This is a genomic window from [Clostridium] saccharolyticum WM1 (assembly GCF_000144625.1).
In the GTDB taxonomy this organism is placed as follows: Bacteria; Bacillota; Clostridia; order Lachnospirales; family Lachnospiraceae; genus Lacrimispora; species Lacrimispora saccharolytica.
Genome location: NC_014376.1, coordinates 42,543 through 69,258 on the forward strand (window position 1 = coordinate 42,543; position 26,716 = coordinate 69,258).

A 26,716-nucleotide genomic window follows, 5' to 3' on the forward strand; every position below is an offset into this window, starting at 1 on the left:
CGCAGCTTGAATTTAGAAAAATAGCGGTTCGGTGAACCGTCAGGTGAATCGGACTTCATGATGAATGCAGGAGGTAAGGAAGATGTTAAATGGCAAGATAGCAGTAGTGACCGGAGCGGCCAGGGGAATCGGCAGGGCGATTGCTGTAAAGCTGGCAGAACAGGGCGCAACGGTGATTATTAATTATAATGGATCTGATTCCTTAGCGATGGAAGTGGTAAAGGAGATTGAAGATAAGGGCGGCAAGGCAGAGGCCATCCAATGTAATGTAGCAGAGTATGAACGTGTAGGTGTCTTGCTGGAGGGTGTCATAAAGAAATACGGAACCCTGGATATTCTTGTGAACAACGCCGGGATCACAAGGGATAATCTGCTGATGAAGATGTCCGAGGAAGATTTTGACGCAGTGATCAACACCAATTTAAAGGGAGTGTTCAACTGTATGAAGCATGTGGCCCGCCAGATGATCAAACAGAAAAGCGGAAGGATCATTAACATCTCATCTGTTTCCGGCGTGTTAGGAAATGCAGGCCAGGCAAATTACAGTGCAGCCAAGGCAGGTGTAATAGGTATTACCAAGTCCTTTGCCAGGGAAGTTGCCAGCAGGGGCATTACGGTAAATGCGGTAGCTCCGGGTTTCATTCAAACGGCAATGACGGATGTCCTGCCGGAGTCCATAAAGGCAGCGACTTTAGAGCAAATCCCTATGAAGCGTTTTGGAGCTGCGGATGATATCGCCGGTGCAGTGGCATTTCTGGCATCAGAGGAAGCCGGATACATCACTGGTCAGGTGATCAGTGTGGATGGCGGCATGGCTATGTAAGCCTGAACCCCTGACAGGTATGCCTTAATGCCTGGTAGCATGAAGTGGGTGCAGGCATACCGGTCCACCCGGTTAAACAGTGTGGATTCTGTCCGGAAACCATGGGCAGGAAAGAGAAAAGGAGAGACGGTATGAAGAGAAGAGTCGTAGTGACCGGTATGGGCGCCATTACCCCCATTGGAAAAGATGTGGAAAGCTTTTGGAATGGCTTAAAAGAGAAAAATGTGGGGATCGGACCGATCACCCAGTTTGATACAACGGATTATAAGGCAAAGCTGGCTGCGGAAGTCAAGGATTTCGATCCCAAGGAATACATGGATGTGAAGGCAGCCAAAAGAATGGAGAGATTTGCCCAGTTTGCTGTGGCAGCTTCCAAAGAAGCACTTGAGATGTCCGGTATTGACATCGAAAAGGAAGATCCTTACCGGGTGGGAGTGAGCGTTGGTTCCGGAATCGGAAGCTTACAGGCTCTTGAAAGAGAGAATAAAAAGCTTCTGGAAAAAGGACCGGGCAGGGTGAATCCTCTTCTGGTTCCCCTGATGATATCCAATATGGCGGCCGGAAATGTAGGAATCCAGTTCGGATTAAAAGGAAAATGTATTAATGTGGTAACGGCCTGTGCGACAGGGACCCATTCCATTGGAGAGGCCTTCCGTTCCATCCAGTACGGAGAGGCGGATGTAATGGTTGCAGGAGGTGCGGAAGCCAGCATCACTCCCATTGGAGTAGCAGGTTTTACGGCACTTACGGCGCTTACTACTGCGGATGACCCTCTTCGTGCATCCATTCCCTTTGATAAGGACAGAAGCGGCTTTGTCATGGGAGAAGGGGCAGGTGTTGTCATTTTAGAAGAGCTGGAGCACGCTCTATCCAGAAATGCGGTCATTTACGGAGAGGTAGTTGGCTACGGGTCAACCTGTGATGCATACCATATCACTTCTCCGGCTGAGGACGGAAGCGGTGCGGCGAGAGCTATGACTGATGCCATAAAGGATGGGGGAATTACTCCTGAGGTAATTGATTATGTCAATGCCCACGGTACCAGTACCCATCATAATGATCTGTTTGAAACCCTGGCCATAAAGACTGCTTTGGGCGATCATGCAAAGGATGTGAAGATCAGCTCCACCAAGTCCATGGTGGGCCATCTATTAGGCGCAGCAGGAGGAGTGGAGTTCATTGCCTGTATTAAATCCATTGAGGATGGCTTTGTTCATGCCACTGCCGGTCTGGAAGAAGAAGGGGAAGGCTGTGATTTGGATTACACCAAAGGGGAAGGCGTTTCCTTTGATGTGACATATGCCATCAGCAATTCTCTGGGGTTTGGCGGACACAATGCCAGCATTCTTGTGAAGAAGTTCGAACATTAGGAGGCAGTCTATGGAGATCAATGATATTATCAGGCTGATGCAGGCGGTAAAAGAAAATGACCTGACCGGCTTTAAAATGGAAGAAGGAGATTTAAAGCTTTCCATTAAGAAGGAAAAAGAAAGGGAAATCGTGACCATTTCCGCAAATCCGGTTGTTCCGGCAGAAGCACCAGCAGGTGCTTATGCCCGGCAGGTGTCTGATGCGGCGGCTCCTTCCGGGAATGGGGAGGAAATGGCAGGAAATGATATCAGTTCGGAAAGAATTGTATCCTCACCCCTGGTTGGAACCTTTTACAATGCTCCCACACCTGACAGTGAACCTTTTGTAAAGGCAGGAGATCAGGTAAATAAGGGGCAGGTACTGGGAATCATCGAAGCCATGAAGCTGATGAATGAGATTGAATGTGAATTTGATGGCGTAGTGGAAGCCATTCTGGCAGGTAATGAAGATGTGGTGGAATACGGTCAGCCTCTGTTCCGTATCCGGTAAGCCGTTGTAATAGCTAAGAGAGGCCCAGAGGCTGGGCCTCTCTTTTAAAAATAGGAGGGCGCATCATGTTAGGTATTAAGGAAATTCAGGAGATCATTCCTCACAGACACCCGTTTTTACTGGTGGATTGTATCGAAGAGTTTGAACCTGGAGTGAGAGCAGTTGGATATAAATGTGTGACTTATAATGAACCTTTTTTTCAGGGACATTTTCCGGCAGAACCGGTGATGCCCGGAGTCCTGATCATAGAGGCTCTGGCACAGGTGGGTACCGTGGCAATTTTAAGCCTGGAGGAAAATAAAGGGAAAATCGGTTATTTCGGCGGCATAGATAAAGCAAAATTCAAGCATAAGGTCATACCGGGAGAAATGCTTAAGCTGGAATGTGAAATCATTAAGCGCAAAGGCCCTGTGGGTGTGGGGAGAGCCATCGCAACCGTGGACGGCAAGCTGGCCGCCAGTGCAGAACTGACATTTATGATTGGATAGGTGAGGCTTATGTTTGATAAGATTTTAATTGCCAACCGCGGTGAAATTGCGGTGCGGATCATAAGAGCCTGCAGGGAAATGGGGATTAAAACCGTAGCGGTTTATTCAGAAGCGGACCGTGACAGCCTTCATACCTTATTGGCGGATGAGGCTGTCTGCATTGGCCCCGCGCCCTCCACTCAGAGCTACCTGAACATGGAACGGATCCTTACGGCCACTGTGGCCATGAAGGCAGATGCCGTTCATCCGGGATTTGGTTTCCTTTCGGAGAATGAAAGGTTTGCAGAGCTTTGTGAAAAGTGTAACATTACCTTTATCGGTCCCTCCTCAGCCGTCATCGGTAAGATGGGAAATAAATCTGAGGCCAGGAAGACGATGATCGAAGCAGGAGTCCCTGTAGTTCCTGGGGGGAAGGAAGCCGTCCGCCAGGTGAACGAGGCCAAATCCATGGCTGAACGGATCGGTTTTCCGGTTATGATCAAGGCTTCCTCAGGCGGCGGCGGCAAAGGCATGAGAATATCCAGATGCTTAGAGGATTTTGAAGCTAACTTTAAAAATGCCCAGATGGAGTCGGTAAAGGGATTTTCTGATGATACCATGTATATTGAAAAGTATATTGAAAAGCCAAGGCATATTGAATTTCAGATCATGGCAGATAAGTTTGGAAACGTGGTACATCTGGGGGAACGTGACTGTTCCATTCAGAGACGTCACCAGAAGGTCCTGGAGGAATCTCCCTCAGCCGCTATTTCTCAGGATTTAAGAATCCGTATGGGAGAAACCGCGGTTCGTGCGGCGAAGGCGGTTGGATATGAAAATGCGGGAACCATTGAATTTCTTCTGGATAACCAAAAGAATTTTTATTTCATGGAAATGAACACCCGCATTCAGGTAGAGCATCCGGTGACGGAGATGGTGACTGGCCTGGATTTAATCAAGGAGCAGATCCGGATCGCAGCAGGAGAGCCATTGAGCATCAGACAGGAGGATGTGGTCATCACAGGCCATGCCATTGAATGCAGGATCAATGCGGAGAATCCATCGAAGAACTTCATGCCCTGTCCTGGTCTTATAAAAAATGTTCATGTGCCGGGAGGCAACGGCGTCCGCATTGACACCCACATTTACAGCGATTATAAGGTTCCGGCCAACTACGATTCCATGTTAATGAAAATGATCGTACATGGAAAGAACCGGGAGGAGGCCATTTTAAAGATGAGAAGCGCTCTTGGGGAGCTGATCATTGAGGGAATCGAGACAAATGTGGACTTTCAGTTTGATATCCTGAGTCATGACGCTTACCGGGATGGAGACGTGGATACGGATTTTATCCCCAAATATTTCCCGGATTATGTCCGATAGGCAGGTAAAGGAGCAATCTTATGTTAAAAAGCATGTTTAAGAAAACCTATACATTAATAGACAGCAAATACAAGGCTCCTGATAAAACGGAGGAACCCAACATTCCTGCCGGATTGTGGAAGAAATGTAATAAATGCAGCCAGCCTGTTTATGCGGAGGATGTGAGACGCAATCATTTCATCTGCCCCAAATGCAAGGGATATTTCCGCCTTCATGCTCATCAGAGGATTGAGATGATCGCTGATAAGGGAACCTTTGAAGAATGGGATCAGGAGATGGAGTTTAAGAATCCCCTGGATTTTCCGGGCTATGATAAGAAGGTGGCTCAAGCCAGGGAAAAAACCGGGCTTTCCGAAGCCATTGTCACAGGAATTTGTGAAATCGACGGCCAGAAAGCAGTGATCGGAGTCTGTGATGCCCGTTTCATCATGAGCAGCATGGGCCAGGTCATGGGAGAGAAGATCGCAAGAGCCGTAGAACGGGCTACAAAAGAGAAGCTTCCTGTGATCCTTTTCGCCTGCTCCGGCGGAGCCAGGATGCAGGAGGGGATCGTATCACTGATGCAGATGGCGAAGACCTCGGCAGCCTTAAAGCGCCATCATAAGGCAGGTCAGCTTTATATCAGCGTGCTCACAGACCCGACCACAGGAGGAGTGACCGCCAGCTTTGCCATGCTTGGAGACATCATTCTAGCGGAGCCTTTTGCTCTCATCGGATTTGCCGGACCCCGGGTAATCGAACAGACCATTGGGCAGAAGCTGCCGGAAGGGTTCCAGAGGTCGGAATTTTTGCTTGAACATGGTTTTATTGATAAGATCGTGCCAAGGGAAGAAATGAAGGAAACCCTGGCAAGCATCCTGAGCCTCCACAATCCCCAAAACAGAAAGGAACTTTCTGTGGATAACCGGGCAAAAGCGGAATTTATTGGTGGAAAAAAGAAGCCCTTCCGGTTGAGAAAGAATAAAAGGAGCCCATGGGATACGGTATTATTATCCAGAAGCTCGGACCGGCCGGTGGCAACGGATTATATTTATGCAGTATTTGATGATTTTATGGAGTTTGCCGGGGACCGTTATTATAAGGATGACGGTGCCATCGTAGGTGGTATCGCCTCTTTTCACGGAATGCCTGTTACGGTCATCGGACAGGAAAAAGGAAAGAATACAAAAGATAACATTAAACGCAATTTTGGAATGCCATCCCCTGAAGGTTACCGGAAGGCACTGCGGCTGATGAAACAGGCGGAAGCCTTCGGACGCCCGATTGTCTGCTTTGTGGATACGCCTGGCGCCTTCTGCGGCCTGGAGGCGGAAGAAAGGGGCCAGGGGGAAGCCATAGCCAGAAACTTATTTGAAATGGCGGATTTAACGGTTCCGGTTCTTTCCATTGTCATAGGAGAGGGTGGCAGCGGCGGTGCTCTTGCCATGGCAGTGGGAAATGAGGTCTGGATGATGGAAAATTCCATTTACTCCATCCTCTCACCGGAGGGCTTTGCTTCAATTCTTTATAAGGACAGCAAGAAGGCCAATGATGCGGCCAGGGTCATGAAGATCACAGCCAGGGATTTAATGGAGTTAGGTCTTATCGAGCGGGTGATTCCGGAGGAAGAACCAGCCTGTGCAGATAATCTTGACCTGATTGCGGAAGATATGGATAAGGCAATGAAAGAGTTTTTTGCTTGTTACCTTACCATGACAAAGGAAGAACTTGCAGATCAAAGATATGAAAGATTTAGGAGAATGTAATGGGAACATTAAAACCTTTGGTAATAGGAGATCTGGTGGCGAAACACCCGGTGATCCAGGGCGGTATGGGAGTTGGCATCAGCCTTTCTTCCTTAGCCGGAGCAGTGGCAAAGACCGGAGGGATCGGAATTATTTCTACGGCCCAGATCGGTTTTCGGGAGCCTGATTTTAAAAAGAATCCTTTGGAAGCTAATTTGCGGGCCATTGGACAGGAAATGAAAAAAGCGAGAGAAATCGCACCGGAGGGAATCATAGGCTTTAATATTATGGTTGCCACAAAGAATTATGCCAGTTATGTAAAAAAAGCGGTAAAGGCCGGAGCGGACTTAATAATATCAGGGGCAGGGCTTCCCGTAAGCCTGCCGGAATATGTGGCGGAGGCTGCGGAAGAAGCCGGAATTGTGCTGAAAACCAAGATAGCTCCTATTGTATCAACGGTTAAGTCTGCCATGGTCATCTGTAAGTTGTGGGACCGCAAGTACCATCGGGCACCTGATCTGGTAGTAGTGGAAGGACCTTTGGCGGGAGGACACTTAGGATTTTCCAGAGAGGAGCTTAAAAACCTTGGAGTTGACACATCAGAGGTGGATCTCACCTATAAGCAGGCAGATTATGATGAAGAGGTAAAAGGCATTATCCGGCTGGTAAAAGAATACGGGGATAAGTATAACAAGAAAATTCCGGTTGTAACGGCAGGAGGCATCTATACTCATGAGGATGTGCTGCATCAGCTTTCTCTGGGTGTTGACGGAGTTCAGGTAGCCACCCGTTTTGTGACTACGGTGGAGTGTGATGCGCCGGAAGAGTTTAAGCAGGCATATATCCTGGCGGAAAAAGAGGATATTGTAATTACAAAAAGCCCGGTGGGAATGCCTGGAAGAGCCATTAAAAATCCCTTTCTGAAAGGAGTGGGAGAGGTACCTTTCCGTCTGGAGCATTGCTATCAATGTTTGGAAAGATGCGACAGGGAGACCATTCCTTATTGCATCACAAAGGCTTTGGTAAACTCCGCAGAGGGACGGACCGGGGAAGGGCTTGTATTTTGCGGAAGCAAGGCCTATCTGGCTACTGGGCTGGAAACGGTGGAAGAGGTTATGAACGATTTGGTTGGTGAGAATTGATTCTAGTGAAGGGGCTGCAAGGCTGCAGGTTTGATGAAACCTAAGCTGCGGCCCTTTTTCCAGGCGCATCAGATGAGACGGATGAGTAAATGAAATCCTTCTCTTTTCCGTTGTTGCATGAAAATAAAGGTGATGCTATAATAGGAAAGATAAAAAATTGTTAAGTAGACGATAAGAGAAATGGAGAGCTGTATGGAAAGCAAGAAAATCATTCAGGTGGAAGAAAAAGTGCCATTTAAAATGCTGGTGCCTCTAAGTATCCAGCACATGTTCGCAATGTTCGGGGCATCCGTTCTGGTTCCTTTTATATTTGGAATCAACCCGGCAGTTGTACTGTTTATGAACGGTTTCGGAACATTATTTTTTATTTTCATAACAAAGGGAAAAGCACCGGCATACCTTGGCTCCAGTTTTGCGTTCCTGGCACCGGCAGGAATTGTTATCAGCAAATGGGGCTATCATTATGCCCTGGGCGGGTTTGTTGCCGTGGGAATATGCGGATGTATTCTGGCATTGATCATTTATAAGTTTGGTTCGGACTGGATTGATACCGTTCTTCCTCCGGCGGCCATGGGACCGGTTGTGGCGCTGATCGGCCTTGAGCTGGCAGGAACGGCAGCATCCAATGCAGGCCTGAAGGATGAAATGATTGATATGAAAAATGTCATTGTTTTTCTGGTAACTCTTTTAACAGCAGTAATTGGTTCTGTGGTATTTAAAAAATTCTTATCGGTTATCCCGATCCTGATTGCAATTATTGTAGGGTATGTAGCAGCCCTTTTATGCGGGATTGTCGATTTTACGGAAGTCAGCACCGCAGCATGGCTGTCATTGCCTAATTTTACAGCACCTAAGTTCAAGTTGGAAGCAATTCTTATTATTCTACCGGTGCTTCTGGTGGTTACGTCGGAGCATATCGGCCATCAGATTGTGACCAGCAAGATTGTAAACCGGGATTTGATAAAGGATCCGGGACTTCACCGTTCTTTGCTTGGAGATTATATATCTACCACACTTTCCGGTTTTGTCGGATCGGTGCCTACCACCACTTATGGGGAGAATATCGGCGTTATGGCAATGACAAAGGTTTACAGCGTCTATGTTATCGGAGGGGCCGCTGTCCTTTCTGTAGCCTGCTCTTTCATCGGTAAGATGACTACATTGATCAATACCATTCCGGGGCCGGTAATCGGCGGAATTTCCTTCTTATTGTATGGTATGATCGGAGCTTCCGGGATTCGTATTCTGGTTGATGCACAGGTAGACTATGGAAAATCCAGAAATATGGCCATGACATCTGTTATCTTTGTAACCGGACTTTCCGGCGTTGCCGTACAGTTTGGAAGCATCCAGTTATCAGGCATGGTCCTTGCATGTGTCGTGGGCATGCTCATGGGTCTCATGTTCTATGGACTGGACAAGCTGAATCTGACAAATGACAGGGAGAATGGGTAACTGGGATTAGGTATGTTTTTTATAATAATAAATACCGCAAAACAACGGAAGTACCGTTGTTTTGCGGTATTTTACTTTAAATTTGCAGCAGGTAAAACACATAACGGAATTTCTAGGGGAATAAGATGGAATAAGAACGATCTGAAAGAAGTTAAGAAGAGGAACGGTTCATGCTGAATTATTTATGGGCTTTTATGATGCTGGTGGGAGTCCTTTGGGGGGCTTTTCATGGAAATTTAAACGGAGTGACGGATGGGGCTTTGACCTCTGCAAAAGAAGCGGTGATGCTGTGCATCACCATGCTGGGAATCATGTCCTTTTGGAGCGGGATCATGGAAATCGGGAACAGATCCGGTCTGATCCAACGGATGTCACAGAAAATGAGCCCTGTCCTCCGGTTCCTGTTTCCAAGGATTCCCAAAGACCATGGGGCCTTTGAATATATCTCAACCAATATTATTGCCAATATCCTGGGTCTTGGATGGGCGGCCACCCCGGCAGGTCTTAAGGCCATGGAGTCCTTAAAGGAACTGGAGGAGAGCCGTAGAAAGGGAGAGGTTTCCGGGAAATATTCCCTTAAGCCGGTTCCTGAGGGGACGGCTAATAATGAGATGTGCACCTTTCTCATCATTAATATATCTTCCCTGCAGCTAATTCCGGTCAACATGATTGCCTACAGGAGCCAGTACGGAAGCCCCAATCCAATGGCTGTGGTGGGGCCGGCACTGATTGCCACCCTTCTGTCAACGATTGTGGGTGTGGCGGCCTGTAAGCTTATGGACCGTTAGGCTCTATTCATAAGGCCATATTACGATAAATCCCTTACTTTTTTAGTTTGGGATTTTTTTATGTGGCAAAACAACAGGTGGGCTAAAGCAAATTGGATAATATGCACAATATTCTTAGGTGATATTAAGCATATTAGTTATTTACATCAGTTCCAAGATATGTTAAATTATTATCGTAAGATAGATAAGAGGTAATACCTTATACGATAGGAGGTTTAAAATGGATTATAACATTGATATGAAAAACTTAAAGCGTTGTGCGGAAATTTCCCGCCAGTCAAGGGAAGCGGGCAACACCCCCTTTGGTGCGCTTCTTGCAGGAAAGGATGGAAGCATTCTTCTGGAACAGCCCAACATTGAAATTACGGAAGGAAAATGTACGGGCCATGCGGAAACACAGGTCGCTGAGAGAGCTTCCCAACTGTATTCCAAGGATTTTCTGTCGGATTGTACCCTTTATACCACGGCAGAGCCATGTGCCATGTGTGCGGGAGCGATTTACTGGGCTGGCATCGGACGGGTGGTATACGGCATGTCTGAAAAGGATCTGCTGTCTCATACAGGCGGGGATCCCCAGAATCCTACCTTTGATCTTCCCTGCCGGGAGGTGTTTGCAAGGGGACAGAAGAAAATCGAAGTTGTCGGACCGTTTCCGGAGCTGGTAGAAGAGATCGCAGAGGTCCACAAGGGATATTGGAACAATTAATAAATGGAATGAATCATCAGGAGGATTTCGAGATGGAACAGAAAAATCAGAGTCAACAGACGGATACGGAGTATTCCCGCAGTGCCGTGCCGCTAAACCAGCGGAAAAGCTATTTCAGTCTTACGATTATATGGACCGGGTTTGTCTTTGTTATCACCAGCATGATGGCAGGAGGAGGCCTGGCGGCCGGACTGGATTTCAAAGGAATTATCGCTGCAACCCTGGGAGGAAATATTTTCTTAAGCATTATTGCAGTTCTGATCAGCATCATTGCCTGCAAGACAGGGCTTACCTTTGCCCTTCTCACCCGATACAGCTTTGGTTCCGGCGGCTCCAAGGCAGCATCGATTTTCGTACCTGTGGTTAACTTTGGCTGGTATACCATTCAGGCGGCCACCTACGGACATTTTGTGGCCCAGGTATTCCATTTTGGCCGGGTAGGAGAAGGAGTTTGTATGGCAGTCAGCGCCATTATCATGGGGATTTTTGCCATGTTCGGCATACAGGCGATTGCTATCCTGGGATATATTGCGATTCCTGCGATTGTATTCTTATCCATTGCCACTGCCATTCGCTCTCTGGGAGTCATTGGAGGTGCTGAGGCTCTGTTTTCCTATGTTCCAAGCAATAACATATCCCTGTATTCCGGAATTACGGCAGTTATTGGTACATGGGTGCTTTCCACCGCTACTTGCATTGCAGATATCATGCGTTATGCAAAAGATACGAAAACAGCCGTGTCCGCCACTCTTACGGGCCTTCTTGGGGGCAATATCCTCATGATCGTCTGCGGAGCCATAGCAGCCATTGCCATGCACAACAGCGATTTAACGGTTATCCTCTTAAGCTTTGGACTGGTCATTCCCAGTCTGATTCTTATGACTACCAACATTTTTACAACCAACGCGGCAAATCTTTATTCCACCTCCTTAAACTTATCCAATGCATTTAAGATGGAAAGAAAGAAAATGCTGGGGATCCTTTTGGCTCTGTCTGCTGTTGCGACACTTACAAAGCCATATGAGATCGGCTTTTTGTTCCGCTTCCTGAATATACTGGGAACAGTGGTTCCCCCATTATCCGGCATCATACTTTCCGACTATTTCCTGGTTCACAAGGGAAGGTATGAGGAATATGACAAGGCTTCCTTCCGGAAATGGAATCCCGTTCCATGGATCACCTGGGGGGGCAGTATTGCAGCAGTATACATAATTCCCTTCGGACTTCCGTCATTGAACGGTATAATACTGGGAGCTGCCATTTACACGGCATTGATGGCTGTGACCGGCAGGCAGGCGGCAGGCAAGCTGGCCGAAGAAGCTTAAAAGGAGGGAATGATATGAACAGATATAAATTAAGTGCCCTCATGGGAACCGTCATAATGGGCATAGGATCATTCATGGCCTGTCTGGCCGAAAAGGGGCCATATATTATCACAGGAAATGTGCTGCTTATGGTGAGTATTTTCATCATGATCTATGGCTATGCCAAGTGGCAGCCATAATCAGGGGGTAAAAAAGAATCTGGAATTAAGAAATTCCTTATCATAGGAAAAAACAAAGCGTCCCGGAATGAAAGCTTTCAGAGCCTTCATACCGGGGCGCTTTTGATGTCCCTTCCGGGGGGTGCCAGCAAAGCAGACTCTTTGGTCCGCCGTAAATGTTATATATCTTCATAGTGGAGAAGCCTTTTGCGTATCTGGCTGTATTTTAGTATAGAGGTATCCACATACTCCCAGGTATATACGGCAGCAGTACCATCCTCGTCATAGTTCATAGCCTTCAGAAGAAGAAAGGCCTTAGGCGGGAGGTGAAAGCGCTCAAGCAATCCGTTTAACAGTTCCACATCCTTGCTGTATACGGCATTCAGCTCTACCTTATCCCACTCCAGTTTTTTTCCGGTGGCCTTGTACATGAAGTAAAACACGGATTCAACGAAGTTGTCCAGCTCCGCCATATCCACTCCGTTAAGATAGGAAAAGGGAATGTAATCCCTTGTGACGGCGCATATTTGATGATCTGCGTAGAAGATTTTATCGCAGATAAGAACCAGGCCGCCTTCCGCCATCTCAAGATGGACGGCAACATCCCTGTCCGCTTTGATGATATCGTGGTGGATCATTTCTACTCTTGGCGTATAGCCGCTGCTGGTTATCATATCTACAAAATGCATGACAGGGTTAAAGCTTGCTTTCATTTCAAAAAAGCTGTTATTGATGAAGGTTCCCTTACCATGCCTGCGGAAAATCATTCCCTTTGCGGATAAGTCGTCCAGGACGCTTCGCAGTGTGATGCGGCTGACCCCCAGCATTTTGGACAGTTCTTCTTCCCGGGGCAGCTTGTTATTTACCGATAGATCCATCTGCTTAATAAAATGCAGCAGCTCTGTTTCTACCTGTGTTTTTAAATCTGTTTTTTGTATACGCCGTGGTTTTGGTTCCTTACTTTCTTCGGCCATGTAATCCCCCCCATCATATCTTGAGTTAAGCGCAGGTATATCGTTGATTACATTTTAGCATGACAGGATTATATTGTAAACAGACGTATAAGATTTCAGGTTTCGGGCAGCTTTTCTATGGGTTGTAAAAGTACAGAAGTAAAAACAACATACGAATTGGTATGATGAATGCATGAAAGGTATGATGAATTATCATTAACATATGTGAGATATGCATAAAAAATACGAATAATATTTGTGATTATATTATAATAATTCAAATAATCATAAAAATGCTATTTACATACGTCATATGTTATGCTAATATTAGGACAGACCAAAGATAAAAATAACTAAATGAAAATAGGAAATTGATTTATTTGTATACATTTTAAACAAGTTGATTTGCGGATAGGAGGAGGTATGAGAAGGAATACGGATAAGATGCAGAATGTGGATGTTCTCCCCATGGCTACGGCTCAAAAGGTAAAGACCATGATAATCCAAAGGGAGATGAAACCGGGAGACCGGCTGCCTACGGAGAAGGAATTGACGGAGGTTTTTGGAGTCAGCCGTTCTACCTTAAGAGAAGCCATGAAGTATTTAAGGGCTGAAAATGTAGTTGTAATCCGCCAGGGGAGCGGAACCTTTGTCAGTGCAGGAACAGGAATCGGGGAGGATCCTCTTGGACTGCATTTTACCGATCAGAAGTATCTGATTCAGAATCTGTTTGAAACCCGGATGTTAATTGAACCTCAGATTGCGGGATTGGCGGTACAAAGGGCCACACCTCAGGATATTAAAAATCTTGAGAGACTGGTGGCGGAGATGGACCAGATTCAGATCAACAGCACTGCTACGGCAGAAATGGATGTTCAGTTCCATACGGCTGTAGCAGAATGCACCCATAATGAAGTGCTCATTCGGGTGGTACCTATAATCAATGAATCCATCCGCCGGAGCCATGTAGAAACCCATGATGACCTGGAAAGCTTCAAACGGGCAAAACGAAGCCATAAAGGTATTTATAAAGCAATTGCCGACGGTAATTATATGGAAGCAAAATTTCTTGCTGAACGGCATGTATGGGAAACACTAAATGATGTTAGGGAAAGGGAAGAGCAAAAATGAAAAAAAGATTAATTGGTAAGAAAACAATGGCAGTGGTCCTGGCAGCTCTTATGGCCGGGGGAGCGATGGCAGGCTGTTCTTCAGGCAGCAAAGAAACCACGGCAGCAGGTACGGAGACCACAGAGGCTCAGGCAACAACAGCCGGTACACAGACCACATCGGCAAAGGAAGGACAGACTCCTTCCGGAGATATAAAACCATGTACCATAAAATTTCGTTACTGGGCCGATAATACGGATTATTCCCAGCTCATGCAGGATATCATCAAGAAGTTTAATGAGGAAAACGGCAAAGGAATTACCGTTGTGGGAGAAGAAAGTCCGTGGGATGGAGGTGCATATTCAGAGAATCTGTTTAACGCCAAAATGGGAGGCGGAGATATTGACTGTGCCACATGGAAGCTTACCTCCACGCCATTGTTTGTAAACAACGATCTGTTGGCTGACTTAACACCGATGATTGATGGATGGGATAAAAAAGCTGATATTGATGATAATATTTATGAAATTATGAAAAAGGCCGGAGACATGGAGCGAATCTATGTAATGCCATGGAATATCCAGGTTCTGTATGTGTATTACAGGCCCTCCATCTTTAAGAAGGCAGGGATAGAGGTACCAAAGACCTATGAAGAATTCTTACAGGCCATAGAAAAGTGCACCATGGATACGGATGGGGATGGAAAGACTGACGTATACGGCTTTGGTATGAGAGGCGCAAAAGGCGGTCAGGAGCCATGGGGCAGTTTTATCTATGGACGGGGCGGAAGTCTTGAGGACTTAACAACCCCTGAGGCGGTACAAGGCATGCAGGATTTTATCGATATTTATAAAAAAGGCTATGTACCTCCGACAGCAACCAGTGACGGATTCAGTGAGATTATTGCCAATTTCCAGTCGGGACTGACGGCTATGACCATTCACCATACAGGTTCCAGCAAGGACATGGAAAAGTTGCTTGGTGATGATGTATCTGCTTTTGCATTCCCGGCAGGTAAGGATCAATGGACATCCATGGGAGATACGGAAACAGTTATTTTTGAGTCCTGTGAGAACAAAGAAGCAGCCTTTGAGTGGGTATCCTATCTGGCAGCAGGAGAAGGACAGAAAATGTGGTGTGAGGGAACTGGAAATGTTCCGGTAAGTAAGAGTGTCCAGGAGACTGATTTTTTCCAGAATAACCGCTTTATGAAAGCCTCCATTGACGGACAGAAGTATGCAGGTATCATACCGATTCTTGATACAACTACAGAATGGATTTCCACGCTGTGGCCCAATACGGTTTCTCAGGCTCTGACAGGCAGTATCACTGCCGATGAGTGCATGAAAACTTTGCAGGCCGGATTATATCAATAAGGAATCGAAAAATGAGGGGCTGCAAAGAAAAGCAGCCCCTTCCAGTTGGGAGGGAGAATTGAGATGGTTAAAAAACGGACCATATGGCCGTATGTACTGGTGGCTCCGGCAGTGATTATCATTCTGTGTGTGGTGTTTATACCGGTTATGAATGCAGTTCTTATGAGCTTTCAAAACTATGATCTGCGAAGACCGAAAGAGATTGCATTTCATGGGTTGGCCAATTATGCCTCAGCCTGTAAGGATCCGCTGTTCTGGGGAGCTCTTGTCCGAACCATTTTATGGGTGGTATGCGGAGTTGGTTTTCAGTTTTTATTCGGATTCATTCTGGCCCTCCTCTTAAACCAGGAATTTTTCGGAAGGGGAATGGTAAGGGCGGTCAGCATGATACCGTGGGTTACTCCGGGAGTATTAATCGGATTGATGTGGAGATGGATTTATGATGGCAACTTCGGTGTTCTGAATGATCTGCTTTTAAAGTTTCACGTTATTTCTGATAAAATTCCTTTTCTGTCCCAGGTGGCGACTGCATTTCCCAGTGTCATTGTGACCATCATCTGGCAGGGGATACCGTTTTTCGCACTTATGCTTCTGGCGGCCCTGCAGGGTGTATCCTCGGAAATATATGAAGCTTCCAGCATAGACGGAGCAACGGCTTGGCAGAAACTTTTTTATATAACCATACCATCCATTAAGAATACGATTTTTGTTACGGCGCTGCTTCGTGTCATCTGGGTTGCCAATTCAGTGGATGTAATTTTCAACATGACGGAAGGCGGGCCGGCCTATTCGACCCAGACGCTCAGTGTTTATATATTCAACAAGGGAAATGCGCTGAATCTGGGCTATGCATCTGCAATGGCCATATTGCTGGCAGTACTGCTTTTATTTGCTGCAATCCCGTATTTAAGAATGAACTTTAAAGGAGAGGAGTAAAGGATGAAAAAACTATCGGATATCAAACGGATTTTGTGCGTGTATCTGCCGCTGATCGTAATACTTCTCTTTATTTTGTTTCCGTTCTATTGGACACTTGTCACATCCTTGAAACCCCAGGATGAGCTGTACGGCATGGTTGTTACCTATTTGCCCAGATCCATTACATTTGAATCTTATCGGAAGCTTTTTACCACTACGGTAAATTTCCTGGCAGCCATTAAGAACAGCTTTGTGGTGGCTGCAATAACGACTCTGGTATCTTTAACGGCATCAACCCTTGCGGCTTATGCATTTTCCAGATACCAGTTTGCAGGCAGAAAGCTTCTCATGTGCACGTTCCTCTGCAACAATATGTTTCCCACGGTATTGCTGCTGATTCCGCTGTATTCTATTATGCGTAAGATGGGACTTTTGTTCACGCCTGCTTCTCTTGTTTTATCTTATACCACCTTTACCATTCCATTCTCCGTATGGCTGCTGTTAGGATTCTTAAATGACCTTCCCATGTCACTGGAGGAAGCAGCTTTGGTAGATGGCTGCAACCGGGGCATTGCTTTCGTTAGGATCATTCTTCCCATACTCGGACCTTGTCTGGTGGCCACAGGGGTTTATATTTTTATGACATCGTGGAACGAATACACATTCGCTGTGATGTTTACCAATACAGAGACACGTACCATTCCAGTCGCTTTAAAAAGCCTGATCGGGCAATTAGGAGTTCAGTGGGATTTGCTGACAGCAGGAGGTATCATAACCATTATTCCGGTATGTATTATGTTCTTTTTTGCACAGAAACGGTTAGTGGAAGGGTTAACAGCAGGAGCCGTAAAAGGCTGAGTTCTATATAAGGAGGAAAGTAAAGTATGCAATACAATAAGAAAGCAAAGGAACTGCGGGCAGAAATTCTTAAAATGCTATTTGCCTGTCAGTCCGGACATCCAGGAGGATCCTTATCCTGTGTTGAGATGCTCATGGCTCTCTATTATGAAGTGATGAATGTGGATCCTAAGAATCCGGATAAACCGGACAGGGATCGTCTGGTATTGAGTAAAGGCCATGCATGTCCGGCATTGTATGCAGTACTGGCGGATCGGGGGTATTTTCCCAAGGAAGATTTAGGGGGCTTAAGACAGATTGACAGCCACTTACAGGGGCATCCGGATTGTACAAAAACACCGGGAGTGGATATGAATACCGGTTCTTTGGGCCAGGGAGCATCTCTGGCAATGGGTCTGGCTCTGGCGGCGAAACATGGGGGTGCATCCTATCACGTGTATGCAGTCCTTGGGGATGGGGAGTGTCAGGAAGGGCTTGTATGGGAGGCAGCCATGGCGGCAGCTCATTATAAGCTAGATAACTTAACGTTTCTGCTGGATTATAACAAGCTGCAGATTGATGGATGCAATGCGGAGGTCATGAGTCTGGGAGATATTGTTAAAAAATTTGAAGCGTTCGGATTTGAATGCTTTGAAGTGGACGGACACGATATCTCAGCCATAACAGCAGCCTTAAAGGCGCCGGTAAGAGATAAGCCGAAATTTATCTGCTGTAATACCATAAAGGGAAAAGGGGTTTCCTTTATGGAAGATCAGTCTGGATGGCATGGAAAACCAATGAATGAAGAAGAATTTACACAGGCAATGAAAGAACAGGAGGCAGAGTGATGGGGAAGTCGTTGAGAGTTGCTTATGGAGAATCTCTTGTAAAATTAGGTGCGGAAAATAAAAAGGTAGTGGTGCTGGATGCGGATCTGGCACATGCCACCCAGACCTGTATGTTTCAGGAAAAATATCCGGATCGTTTTTATAACATGGGAATTGCAGAAGCAAATATGATGTGTGCTGCGGCAGGTTTTGCAAATACCGGATACATACCCTTTGCCAGTACTTTCGCATTATTTGGAGCAGGACGGGCCTATGAGCAGATCCGTAATTCCATCTGCTATACCAATGCAAATGTGAAGTTTGGTTTTTCCCATTCCGGCCTTTCCGTAGGTGAAGACGGCGGAAGCCACCAGTCCTTTGAAGATATTGCACTAATGAGGGAAATGCCTCATATGACCATCTTTGTTCCCTGTGATCCGGCGGAAACAGAGAAAGCGGTGATGGCCGCAGCCGAAATAAACGGACCGGTATACATTCGTGTGGCAAGACCGGTCTGCATGGATCTTACAACCCCGGAGACACCGTTTATACCGGGAAAGGCCAATGTAATGAAAGAAGGGGATGATGTCTGCATCATATCCTGCGGCCTGATGATCCCTGAGGCATTAAAGGCATCTGAGGAGCTTGAAAAAGAAGGCATTCATGCAGCGGTTGTGAATATGCATACCATCAAACCCATTGATAAAGACATTATTTTAAAAATGAATGAAACCTGCAAAGGTATTGTGACTATAGAGGAACATTCTGTGATCGGCGGGCTTGGGTCAGCAGTAGCAGAGGTCCTGGCCGGGCACGGGGGTGCAAAATTCACTTCATTGGGAATACAGGATAAATTCGGCAAATCCGGAAAGCCGGAAGAACTTTTTGAAGCTTATGGACTCACCGCCGGACACGTGGCAAAAGCCTGCAGAAATTTACTGGATTAATAGGAGGATAAAATTATGAATATCGCGGTTTACGAGTTTGCGGGCGAAGGAATGCAAAGAGTATTTGAGAATGAAAAATGGACCGTTGGCATCAAAAATTGGAAACCGGCCAATGATGTGACTGGAATTGACTGCCTGGAGAGACATAATAAAACAGATGAGCTTTTTGTGCTTGTGGAGGGGGCGTGCACTCTAGTTTATGCCAATGAAGAAAAAAATGGCCTGGTATTTGGTGCGGTTCACATGCAGCCCAATAAGGTATATAACATTCCGGCAGCCTTGTGGCATAATACCATCACCCGGAAGGGTACTAAAATGATTTTAATAGAAGATTCTAATACTTCAATGAATAACAGTGATATTTTAGAATTAAAGGAAGAACAGATCGCTGAATTAAGAAGTCTGGCCTAACGACGGTGCAATCGCCGGGGCCCATAAAAGGAGCGTTGCAGGATGGAATGATGATTCCGCCATTCTGCAACGCTCTGTTTATAGTAATCCGTCTTTATATTGCTTCAATGCTTCCGCAAGCTGGTCCGGGCAGGATGTGGGCCTGTAGCCGCACTGGATCCCTTCCAGTCTCCTTATGGCTTCATCTACATCCATTCCTTCCACCAGGCGGGACACCCCCTGGGTATTGCCGGAGCATCCACCGACAAACTGGACATGAACCAGTTTGTTGTTTTCTACCTCAAAATCAATTTCCCTGGAACAGACGCCATGTGTTTTATATTTCATTCCTGATTCCTCCGATTTAAAAGCCCTTATTATTATGAACCATAAAATTATAGCGAAATTCCAGTGAGGTTGTCAATAGTTCTTTGCAAACTGGCTGTCAGCCGTTATAATAGAAAGCAGAATAAAAAAATGCATGGAAAGGGAGAAAACTATGTTGGGAATCATCGGAGCCATGGATGTGGAAGTGGCAGAAGTAAAAAAAGCCATGGAGGATGTTACGGTTGAAACCATAGCTGCAATGGATTTTTATAGAGGGATTTTAAAAGGAAAGGAAGCGGTGGTGGTCCGCTCCGGGATCGGCAAGGTAAATGCGGCAGTCTGCACCCAGATCCTGGCAGATCATTACCATGTAACCGCTGTCATAAATACAGGGATTGCAGGTTCCCTGAAGAAGGAGATCAATATCGGGGATGTGGTGCTTTCTACGGATGTGGTGCACCACGATATGGATGCCACTGGCTTTGGATATCCTGCAGGACAGATTCCCCAAATGAAGGAATTTGCCTTCCGGGCCGACGAAGGGCTTCGGAATCTGGCTGAAGAATGCTGCAGAAGGGTAAATCCTGAGGTTGGAGTTTTTACCGGAAGGGTGGTTTCCGGGGACCAGTTTATTTCTGATAGGGTTAAAAAGCAGTGGATTTCTGAGACATTCGGCGGTTACTGCACGGAAATGGAAGGGGCTGCCATTGCCCAGGCGGCATACTTAAACCACATCCCGTTTCTCATTATAAGAGCCATATCAGATAAGGCGGATGACAGCGCAAACATGGACTACAGTGAGTTTGAGGAAAAGGCGGTCAGGCACTCCGTAAATCTTATTCTAGCCATGGCTGAACAGGATTCATATTAAGTTAAGAATCGAATCCTGACAGGATTTGACGAACGATTCTAGGCTCTCTCATCTTCCCAAAGCCAGACCAGGTGATTATAATAAACCTATCACCGGTCGAAACCGGGAAGAAAGGGGAGCTATTATTATGCTGGAATTTTTACAGACAGGCAAAGCGCTGTACGTGCTTGCAGCCCTATGCGGCATTGGCATTATCACAAGATGGCTGACACGTAACCTCTACAAAAGATTGATCAAAGAATCCGATAACCTTACACTGACGAAAAACAAAAATCTTCGGGCGTTTAAGCAGAAGACGGAAACTACGTACCAGATGAACCAGGGAATCCCAAAGGTAAAGCCGTATCTGGAACGGCAGATGTATGATTTTAAACATATGGGTATAACACTCCACGGATGGAATATGTTTTCCAACCAGATGACACTATGGTGCTTTTTGGCAGGAGGCGGGCTGGCGTTCGCATCTTACTGGTACCGCACCGATTCTTATTACATCGTCTTGTATGGCTCTGCAGGAATCATGGCCGGGTTGTTTACCATTCTGGTGGACCACGGTGCAGGCATTGCGGAGAAACGGCAGCAGCTGTTTTCGTCTCTGGACAATTATCTGGAAAATACGTTGATTTACAGGCTGGATATGGATCGAGAAGAATCCCAGGCAATATCGGGGCCTCATATGGAAACCCGTGAAAATATAAGATCTATTTACCCCCAATCAACCATGGCAGGGGCAGAAGGCGAACCGGAGCTGGACAAGAAGGCGGAAAGGCGTAGTGCAAGGCAAAGGAATGTTTCCCTGGAAAAATCCATAAGGAACCGGCCGCAAAAGCAGTCTATGGAGGCGTTTTCAGAAGCGTCTGAGGCAGGAGCCGAAAGAAAGGAAATCCAGGGGCAGCCGGATATGAAAAATTCCAGGCGGGATGTGGATTACTTAAAACGGAGCCTGGAACAGATTGCCGCCAGCCGGGAAAGAGAGCGGGGAGGAAGGCAGGGAGAGGATTGGCTGAAGGATTTAAGTCCTGATGAATTAAAGCTGATCGGTGAAATTCTCCAGGAATACCTGACATGAACCTTTGGAAGGCAGAAAGAAAATCATGTCGCATTCAGAACTATTCTGTGGTATAATTTTCCTAAGCAGGAGGTCAGGAACCTGAAGTCAAATAACCCATAGCAGGCTACGAGCTATTTGACACTGCAGGCAGTTGCCAGGGTCAGGCTCGCTTGGCTTCTGCACTTGCCTTTGCGAGAATAAAAGGAAAAGGAGAATATTAGCAATGGGAAATGTAATTTTTGATTATTCCAGGGCGTCAGGCTTTGTATCAGCAGAGGAAATGGAGAATATGAAGGCCACAGTTATGTGTGCCAGGAATGTGCTGATGAACAAATCCGGTGCAGGCAGTGATTTCTTGGGGTGGATCGACCTTCCGGTGGATTATGATAAGGAAGAATTCCAGAGAATAAAGATGGCAGCAGAGAAGATTCAAAATGATTCTGAGGTCCTGCTTGTCATCGGTATCGGCGGTTCCTATCTTGGAGCCAGGGCAGCCATAGAATTTTTATCCCACAGCTTTTACAATGTATTGCCAAAAGGAAAACGCAAAACTCCGGAGATCTATTTTGTAGGAAACAGCATCAGCAGCAAATACATCCAGGACTTAAAGGATGTGCTTGATGGAAAGGATTTCTCCGTTAATATTATATCAAAGTCCGGGACTACCACAGAGCCGGCAATCGCCTTCCGGGTATTTAAGGATATGCTGATTGAAAAATATGGCCGTGAGGAGGCAAATAAAAGGATTTATGCCACTACGGATAAGGCAAGGGGGGCATTGAAGAATCTGGCTGACGAGGAAGGCTATGAATCCTTTGTTGTACCGGATGATGTAGGTGGACGTTTCTCAGTGCTTACAGCAGTTGGCCTTCTTCCGATTGCAGTTTCCGGCGCTGATATTGATAAATTGATGGAAGGTGCAGAGGCAGCCAGGAAGGAAGCTCTGGAAGCGGATTTTGAGACAAACGGCTCCCTCCAGTATGCGGCTGTGCGTAATATCCTGCTTCGCAAAGGGAAAACAGTGGAGATTGTGGCAAACTATGAGCCAAGCCTTCATTATGTTTCCGAGTGGTGGAAGCAGTTGTTTGGGGAAAGCGAAGGAAAGGATCAAAGGGGGATCTTTCCGGCAGCAGTGGATTTGACCACAGACTTGCACTCTATGGGACAGTTTATTCAGGATGGGGCCAGAATTATGTTTGAAACCGTACTGAATGTAGAAGCATCTCCGGCAGAGATCCTTCTTAAGGAAGAAGAGGTTGATACCGACGGTATGAACTATCTGGCTGGTAAGAGTGTTGATTTTGTCAATAAGAGCGCGATGAACGGAACCATTCTGGCTCATACCGACGGGGATGTGCCCAATCTGATGGTTGGGATTCCTAAGCAGGATGAGTACAGTCTGGGACAGCTCTTCTATTTCTTTGAATATGCATGCGGCATCAGCGGATATATATTGGGCGTGAATCCGTTTAATCAGCCGGGAGTGGAAAGCTATAAGAAGAATATGTTTGCACTTCTTGGAAAACCGGGATATGAGAAAGAAAGGGAGGAGCTTTTAAAGCGGTTATAAGGTGTCGGCAGACTGCGCCGGTGTTCTGGTTCAGACTTTTATAAAGAGTCGGACCGGGGTGCCGGCGCTTTTGAACGTTTTGGTTTTTTTGGAAATAATAAAGAGATTTTTAAGAAAATCTTTGATATGAAATAGCGGTATAGTATAGTATACTGAAAGGGTATGACTGAAAACAACATGATTAAAGGAGGAAGATATGAAAAAATGTTTAATGCTTTTCCTTGCTCTGGCTACAGCCCTGTCATTGGCTGCCTGCAAGGGGGAAAAGGATCCTAAGGTGATTTACGATGAGGCTACGAAAAAAACCTCGGAGCTGGCTTCCATGGATGTGGTCTCTGCAGTCAGCATGCAGATGACTCAGGGGGAAGACACCACGGATATTAAGATGGACCTGGATATGAAGATGGCAGATATTAACACCGAGAACATGAGGTATCTGGCAACTGGAACCACTTCATTGATGGGCCAGAACCTGGATATACTCATGTATTATGAGAACGGGTATTATTATATGGATTCCATGGGACAGAAGATCAAGTATGCCATGGATCTGGATGCGATGATGAAACAAATCAAGCAGAGCACAGAAGGGGCAAGCGTAGATTCTTCTTATTTGAAAGACATCACGGCAAAAAAGGATGGAGATAACCAGGTCCTAACCTTTACGGTCGACGCTGAAAAGATGGATGCCTATGTACAGGAACTAATGGGCCAGCTTGGAACCAACATGGAAGGGGTAACCTATACCATTAAGGAGGCCAGCGGAGAAGCCACGGTCAATAAGGAAGGGTATTTTACCAACTCTAAGATAAAAATGTCTCTTGATATGAATAACCAGGATCAGACGGTGACAATGGTTATGGATACAGATTCCACCTATAACAATCCCGGCCAGACGGTTGAAGTCACGGCCCCGGATCTGGAGGGATATACGGAAATCGATGCCAGCGCCCTGAAGAACCAGTAAAAGGCTTCAAACAGAAAACATACCAGGCGATTCCCAGCCGGCTTTCAGAATGCCGCTGCTCTTTTAGGAGGGCAGCGGCATCTTATATTGAGGGATTCCTGTTTTTTGTCCGATGGACTGCTTCATGCTTTCCTTGTGGGCATTAACCGGAATACCCGGCCGCCTCTTTCCTTCCTGTCTGAATTTATCTTCTGAAATCTGCAAATGATAAGTCTGAAACACATCACAAAAATAAAAACATCAATTCTGTTCCAAGCAGTATAAGCTTATCCTTATTAGAAAAGGTAAATATTTTACTTGTTATATATTTGCAAAAAACGAAAAAGAAATGCGCAAGTGAAGCTATTGGGTAATTATGCACAAAAACAATGGAATAAAAATGTTAAAAACAGAGGAAAATACAAGAGATTAACTAAAACTATTGAAAAATTACTTAGTAAATTATATAATGATTTTATCAAGTAAACAGGAGGGTAATTTATGAAAAGAAAGTTGGCAGCATTGTGTATGCTATCTTTGACAGCAGTGGCTGTATTAAGTGGATGTGGCGGCGGAAAAGCCAGCCAGGACACAGCAAAAGACGGAAAAACTAAAATCCGGTTTGCGTCCTGGGATGTGGCAGAAGATGTAGACCGCCAGCAGGAACTGGTGGATAAATTTAATGCGGCACATGAAGACATTGAAGTTTCATTGGAAGCCTACGGAAAAGATTTTGATACAAAAATCAGTGCAGGCATGGGTTCCGGAGATACTCCCGATGTCATGTATATGTGGAATTATCCGGCGTATTATCAGGGGTTGGAACCACTGGATGGCTTCATTGAAAAAGAAGGGGAAGCATATAAGGCAAATTTTTATGATACCTTATGGAATTACAACTCCATGGAAGGACAGGTATATGGTATTCCAATCGGATTTACAACGCATACGCTGTTCTATAATAAGGATTTATTCCAGGAAGCAGGAATCCCTGAGCCTACCAATGACTGGACCTGGGATGATTTGAGGCAGGCGGCAAAAACCATATCAGAAAAGACTTCTGCAAAAGGCTTTGCATTCCCGATGAAGCCGGATCCATATGATTTTGAAATGTATTTATGGAGCAACGGAGCAGCCTATTGTGACAAAGAGGGAAAACTGGAAGGTAATATTAATTCCAAAGCATCAGAGGAAGTATTTCAGATGTTCCAGGATATGGAGAAGGAAGGGTATGCAGTCGCTACGGAAAAAAGCGGAACCGATGAATTCCGATCCAAAGCAGTGGCAATGTATGTTTATGGTGCATGGTCAATTAATTCTCTGAAAGAAGACGGATTAAACTATGGGGTGGTAGCCATTCCTGCTTTTGCCAATGCGGGGAAAGATTCCGTCAGCATTTTAAGCTCTTCCGGTATCTCTATTTCAAAGGACAGTAAGAATAAAGAAGCAGCATGGGAATTTGTAAAATTCTGGACCAATGAAGAATCCAACAAAGCACGTATTGGTCTGGAATTACCGGTACTGAGCAGCGTTGTAGAATCGGAAAAGATTATGGATCAACCGGAATATGCGCCGTTCTACTTAATGCTGGAACAAAGCACCGGATATACTTCTGCCAGCTTTATTATAAAAGAGTGGTCAGAATTATCAGAAAACCTGTCCCTGTCCTTTGAAGAAGTATTTAATCCAAGTTCACTTCAAAGCGTACCGGATGTATTGAACAGTGCAGCACAGCAGTAAAACATAATAGCAAAGAAGAATCTGGCCGTCTGGTTCATAGATCCCGGACAGCCAGATTCCTTTAAAGGCTACAAAAAAGAATCAGCTTAATGGGAGAAACGCTATGAAGCAAAAAAAGTTTATAAGGAATGCAACTCCGTACTTCTTCATTACTCCGTGGATCATTGGTTTTTTAGTATTTACAATCGGACCGCTTATTCTGTCCCTGGGCATGAGCTTTTTTGACTGGCCATTGACTTCTGATCCGGTATTTAAAGGGGTTGGCAACTATGCTGAAATGTTTACCCGGGATAACCAGTTCTGGAAGTCCCTGACAATCAGCTTAAAATATGCAGCAATTTTTGTACCTTTAAATATGGCAATTGCCCTGTTCCTTGCAATGCTGATCACGCAGCCGGTGAATGGCGTAAAAATATACCGTACCATCTTCTATATACCCGCAGTTATATCCGGTGTGGCAGTATCCATAATCTGGGGCTGGATTTTAAATGGGGACTATGGAGTACTAAACTATTTATTGTCCTTACTGGGGATTAAAGGCCCCAGGTGGCTGGTGGATCCTGCATGGGCACTGTTTGCAGTTGTCTTGGCTAGTGCTTTTGGCGTAGGAACCATGATGCTGATATTTTACACGGATATTAAAAATATACCAATTGATTTGTATGAAGCTTCCTCTTTGGATGGAGCCAGTCCTGTAAAACAGTTCTTCAGCATTACACTGCCGATTATTACACCTACTATTTTGTTTAATTTAATCACTTCTGTCATCAGTTCGTTCCAGCAGGTGACGCTGGTCATGCTGCTGACCGGAGGAGGTCCGCTAAAATCCACCTATTTCTATGGGCTTTATACTTATAACAATGCGTTTAAGCATCATAAGCTGGGATATGCAAGTGCCAATGCATGGGTGATGTTTATTATTATCTTAATTCTGACGGCATTGATCTTCAAGTCTTCTTCTACATGGGTATTTTATGAAACGGAAGCAAAAAATGGTAAGAAGAAAAAAGGAGGGAAATAAT

Annotated in this window: 27 protein-coding genes; 25 read left to right on the forward strand and 2 right to left on the reverse strand. The window is 45.7% G+C overall.

Going from position 1 to position 26,716, the window contains the following annotated elements:
- Nucleotides 1-82: 82 nt before the first annotated feature.
- From fabG to CLOSA_RS22800, 12 genes are all read left to right on the forward strand, one after another.
- Complete coding sequence (gene fabG, locus CLOSA_RS00225; protein ID WP_013270777.1) at nucleotides 83-823, forward strand: 3-oxoacyl-[acyl-carrier-protein] reductase; 741 nt, start codon at nucleotides 83-85, stop codon at nucleotides 821-823.
- A gap of 131 nt (nucleotides 824-954) precedes the next feature.
- Nucleotides 955-2,193 (forward strand): beta-ketoacyl-ACP synthase II, encoded by a 1,239-nt coding sequence (gene fabF, locus CLOSA_RS00230; RefSeq protein ID WP_013270778.1) that lies wholly within the window; start codon nucleotides 955-957, stop codon nucleotides 2,191-2,193.
- 10 nt (nucleotides 2,194-2,203) lie between these two features.
- Nucleotides 2,204-2,683, forward strand: a complete 480-nt coding sequence (gene accB, locus CLOSA_RS00235) for an acetyl-CoA carboxylase biotin carboxyl carrier protein (protein ID WP_013270779.1) — start codon at nucleotides 2,204-2,206, stop codon at nucleotides 2,681-2,683.
- A gap of 65 nt (nucleotides 2,684-2,748) precedes the next feature.
- Nucleotides 2,749-3,171, forward strand: a complete 423-nt coding sequence (gene fabZ, locus CLOSA_RS00240; protein WP_013270780.1) for a 3-hydroxyacyl-ACP dehydratase FabZ — start codon at nucleotides 2,749-2,751, stop codon at nucleotides 3,169-3,171.
- A gap of 9 nt (nucleotides 3,172-3,180) precedes the next feature.
- Nucleotides 3,181-4,533: an acetyl-CoA carboxylase biotin carboxylase subunit gene (locus CLOSA_RS00245; protein ID WP_013270781.1), complete on the forward strand. Its 1,353-nt coding sequence runs from the start codon at nucleotides 3,181-3,183 to the stop codon at nucleotides 4,531-4,533.
- 20 nt (nucleotides 4,534-4,553) lie between these two features.
- Nucleotides 4,554-6,278 carry an acetyl-CoA carboxylase carboxyl transferase subunit gene (locus tag CLOSA_RS00250; RefSeq protein WP_013270782.1) on the forward strand — a complete coding sequence of 575 codons (1,725 nt, stop codon included), beginning with the start codon at nucleotides 4,554-4,556 and terminating at the stop codon, nucleotides 6,276-6,278.
- Entirely contained in the window at nucleotides 6,278-7,399 is a 1,122-nt protein-coding gene (locus CLOSA_RS00255) for an NAD(P)H-dependent flavin oxidoreductase (protein WP_013270783.1), read from the forward strand. Before CLOSA_RS00250 ends, CLOSA_RS00255 begins: the two co-directional genes overlap by 1 nt.
- Nucleotides 7,400-7,591: 192 nt before the next feature.
- On the forward strand, nucleotides 7,592-8,854 hold the full coding sequence (gene uraA / locus CLOSA_RS00260) for a uracil permease (RefSeq protein WP_013270784.1): 1,263 nt from the start codon (nucleotides 7,592-7,594) through the stop codon (nucleotides 8,852-8,854).
- Between the two features lie 170 nt (nucleotides 8,855-9,024).
- Entirely contained in the window at nucleotides 9,025-9,642 is a 618-nt protein-coding gene (locus CLOSA_RS00265) for a nucleoside recognition domain-containing protein (RefSeq protein WP_013270785.1), read from the forward strand.
- A gap of 220 nt (nucleotides 9,643-9,862) precedes the next feature.
- Nucleotides 9,863-10,348, forward strand: coding sequence for a nucleoside deaminase (locus CLOSA_RS00270; RefSeq protein ID WP_013270786.1), 486 nt, complete (start codon nucleotides 9,863-9,865; stop codon nucleotides 10,346-10,348).
- Nucleotides 10,349-10,380: 32 nt separating this feature from the next.
- The gene (locus CLOSA_RS00275) at nucleotides 10,381-11,673 is read left to right on the forward strand and encodes a cytosine permease (RefSeq protein WP_013270787.1); all 1,293 of its coding nucleotides are present in this window, start codon (nucleotides 10,381-10,383) and stop codon (nucleotides 11,671-11,673) included.
- Nucleotides 11,674-11,687: 14 nt separating this feature from the next.
- Nucleotides 11,688-11,852 (forward strand): hypothetical protein, encoded by a 165-nt coding sequence (locus tag CLOSA_RS22800; protein ID WP_013270788.1) that lies wholly within the window; start codon nucleotides 11,688-11,690, stop codon nucleotides 11,850-11,852.
- A gap of 158 nt (nucleotides 11,853-12,010) precedes the next feature.
- Here CLOSA_RS22800 and CLOSA_RS00280 read toward each other — a convergent pair whose 3' ends face one another.
- Entirely contained in the window at nucleotides 12,011-12,805 is a 795-nt protein-coding gene (locus tag CLOSA_RS00280; protein WP_013270789.1) for a GntR family transcriptional regulator, read from the reverse strand.
- 402 nt (nucleotides 12,806-13,207) lie between these two features.
- Here CLOSA_RS00280 and CLOSA_RS00285 point away from each other — a divergent pair, with 402 nt between their 5' ends.
- The 7 genes from CLOSA_RS00285 to CLOSA_RS00315 all read left to right on the forward strand — a co-directional run bounded on the left by CLOSA_RS00285 (nucleotide 13,208) and on the right by CLOSA_RS00315 (nucleotide 19,210).
- Entirely contained in the window at nucleotides 13,208-13,915 is a 708-nt protein-coding gene (locus CLOSA_RS00285) for a FadR/GntR family transcriptional regulator (RefSeq protein WP_013270790.1), read from the forward strand.
- Nucleotides 13,912-15,270 carry an ABC transporter substrate-binding protein gene (locus CLOSA_RS00290; protein ID WP_013270791.1) on the forward strand — a complete coding sequence of 453 codons (1,359 nt, stop codon included), beginning with the start codon at nucleotides 13,912-13,914 and terminating at the stop codon, nucleotides 15,268-15,270. Before CLOSA_RS00285 ends, CLOSA_RS00290 begins: the two co-directional genes overlap by 4 nt.
- Before the next feature lie 63 nt (nucleotides 15,271-15,333).
- Nucleotides 15,334-16,206, forward strand: coding sequence for a carbohydrate ABC transporter permease (locus CLOSA_RS00295; protein WP_013270792.1), 873 nt, complete (start codon nucleotides 15,334-15,336; stop codon nucleotides 16,204-16,206).
- Between the two features lie 3 nt (nucleotides 16,207-16,209).
- Nucleotides 16,210-17,046, forward strand: a complete 837-nt coding sequence (locus CLOSA_RS00300; protein WP_013270793.1) for a carbohydrate ABC transporter permease — start codon at nucleotides 16,210-16,212, stop codon at nucleotides 17,044-17,046.
- 26 nt (nucleotides 17,047-17,072) lie between these two features.
- On the forward strand, nucleotides 17,073-17,873 hold the full coding sequence (locus CLOSA_RS00305; protein WP_013270794.1) for a transketolase: 801 nt from the start codon (nucleotides 17,073-17,075) through the stop codon (nucleotides 17,871-17,873).
- On the forward strand, nucleotides 17,873-18,799 hold the full coding sequence (locus tag CLOSA_RS00310) for a transketolase family protein (RefSeq protein WP_013270795.1): 927 nt from the start codon (nucleotides 17,873-17,875) through the stop codon (nucleotides 18,797-18,799). Before CLOSA_RS00305 ends, CLOSA_RS00310 begins: the two co-directional genes overlap by 1 nt.
- A gap of 15 nt (nucleotides 18,800-18,814) precedes the next feature.
- On the forward strand, nucleotides 18,815-19,210 hold the full coding sequence (locus CLOSA_RS00315; protein ID WP_013270796.1) for a cupin domain-containing protein: 396 nt from the start codon (nucleotides 18,815-18,817) through the stop codon (nucleotides 19,208-19,210).
- A 78-nt stretch (nucleotides 19,211-19,288) separates the two neighbouring features.
- Here CLOSA_RS00315 and CLOSA_RS00320 read toward each other — a convergent pair whose 3' ends face one another.
- Entirely contained in the window at nucleotides 19,289-19,537 is a 249-nt protein-coding gene (locus CLOSA_RS00320; RefSeq protein ID WP_013270797.1) for a TIGR03905 family TSCPD domain-containing protein, read from the reverse strand.
- Nucleotides 19,538-19,688: 151 nt separating this feature from the next.
- Here CLOSA_RS00320 and CLOSA_RS00325 point away from each other — a divergent pair, with 151 nt between their 5' ends.
- From CLOSA_RS00325 to CLOSA_RS00350, 6 genes are all read left to right on the forward strand, one after another.
- The gene (locus CLOSA_RS00325) at nucleotides 19,689-20,387 is read left to right on the forward strand and encodes a 5'-methylthioadenosine/adenosylhomocysteine nucleosidase (protein WP_013270798.1); all 699 of its coding nucleotides are present in this window, start codon (nucleotides 19,689-19,691) and stop codon (nucleotides 20,385-20,387) included.
- A 127-nt stretch (nucleotides 20,388-20,514) separates the two neighbouring features.
- Complete coding sequence (locus tag CLOSA_RS00330) at nucleotides 20,515-21,456, forward strand: hypothetical protein (RefSeq protein ID WP_013270799.1); 942 nt, start codon at nucleotides 20,515-20,517, stop codon at nucleotides 21,454-21,456.
- A gap of 205 nt (nucleotides 21,457-21,661) precedes the next feature.
- Nucleotides 21,662-23,008, forward strand: coding sequence for a glucose-6-phosphate isomerase (locus CLOSA_RS00335; protein WP_013270800.1), 1,347 nt, complete (start codon nucleotides 21,662-21,664; stop codon nucleotides 23,006-23,008).
- A gap of 196 nt (nucleotides 23,009-23,204) precedes the next feature.
- Nucleotides 23,205-23,975 carry a DUF6612 family protein gene (locus CLOSA_RS00340; protein WP_013270801.1) on the forward strand — a complete coding sequence of 257 codons (771 nt, stop codon included), beginning with the start codon at nucleotides 23,205-23,207 and terminating at the stop codon, nucleotides 23,973-23,975.
- Between the two features lie 480 nt (nucleotides 23,976-24,455).
- Entirely contained in the window at nucleotides 24,456-25,694 is a 1,239-nt protein-coding gene (locus CLOSA_RS00345) for an ABC transporter substrate-binding protein (RefSeq protein WP_013270802.1), read from the forward strand.
- 103 nt (nucleotides 25,695-25,797) lie between these two features.
- Nucleotides 25,798-26,715 carry a carbohydrate ABC transporter permease gene (locus CLOSA_RS00350; protein WP_013270803.1) on the forward strand — a complete coding sequence of 306 codons (918 nt, stop codon included), beginning with the start codon at nucleotides 25,798-25,800 and terminating at the stop codon, nucleotides 26,713-26,715.
- Nucleotide 26,716 lies beyond the last annotated feature (1 nt).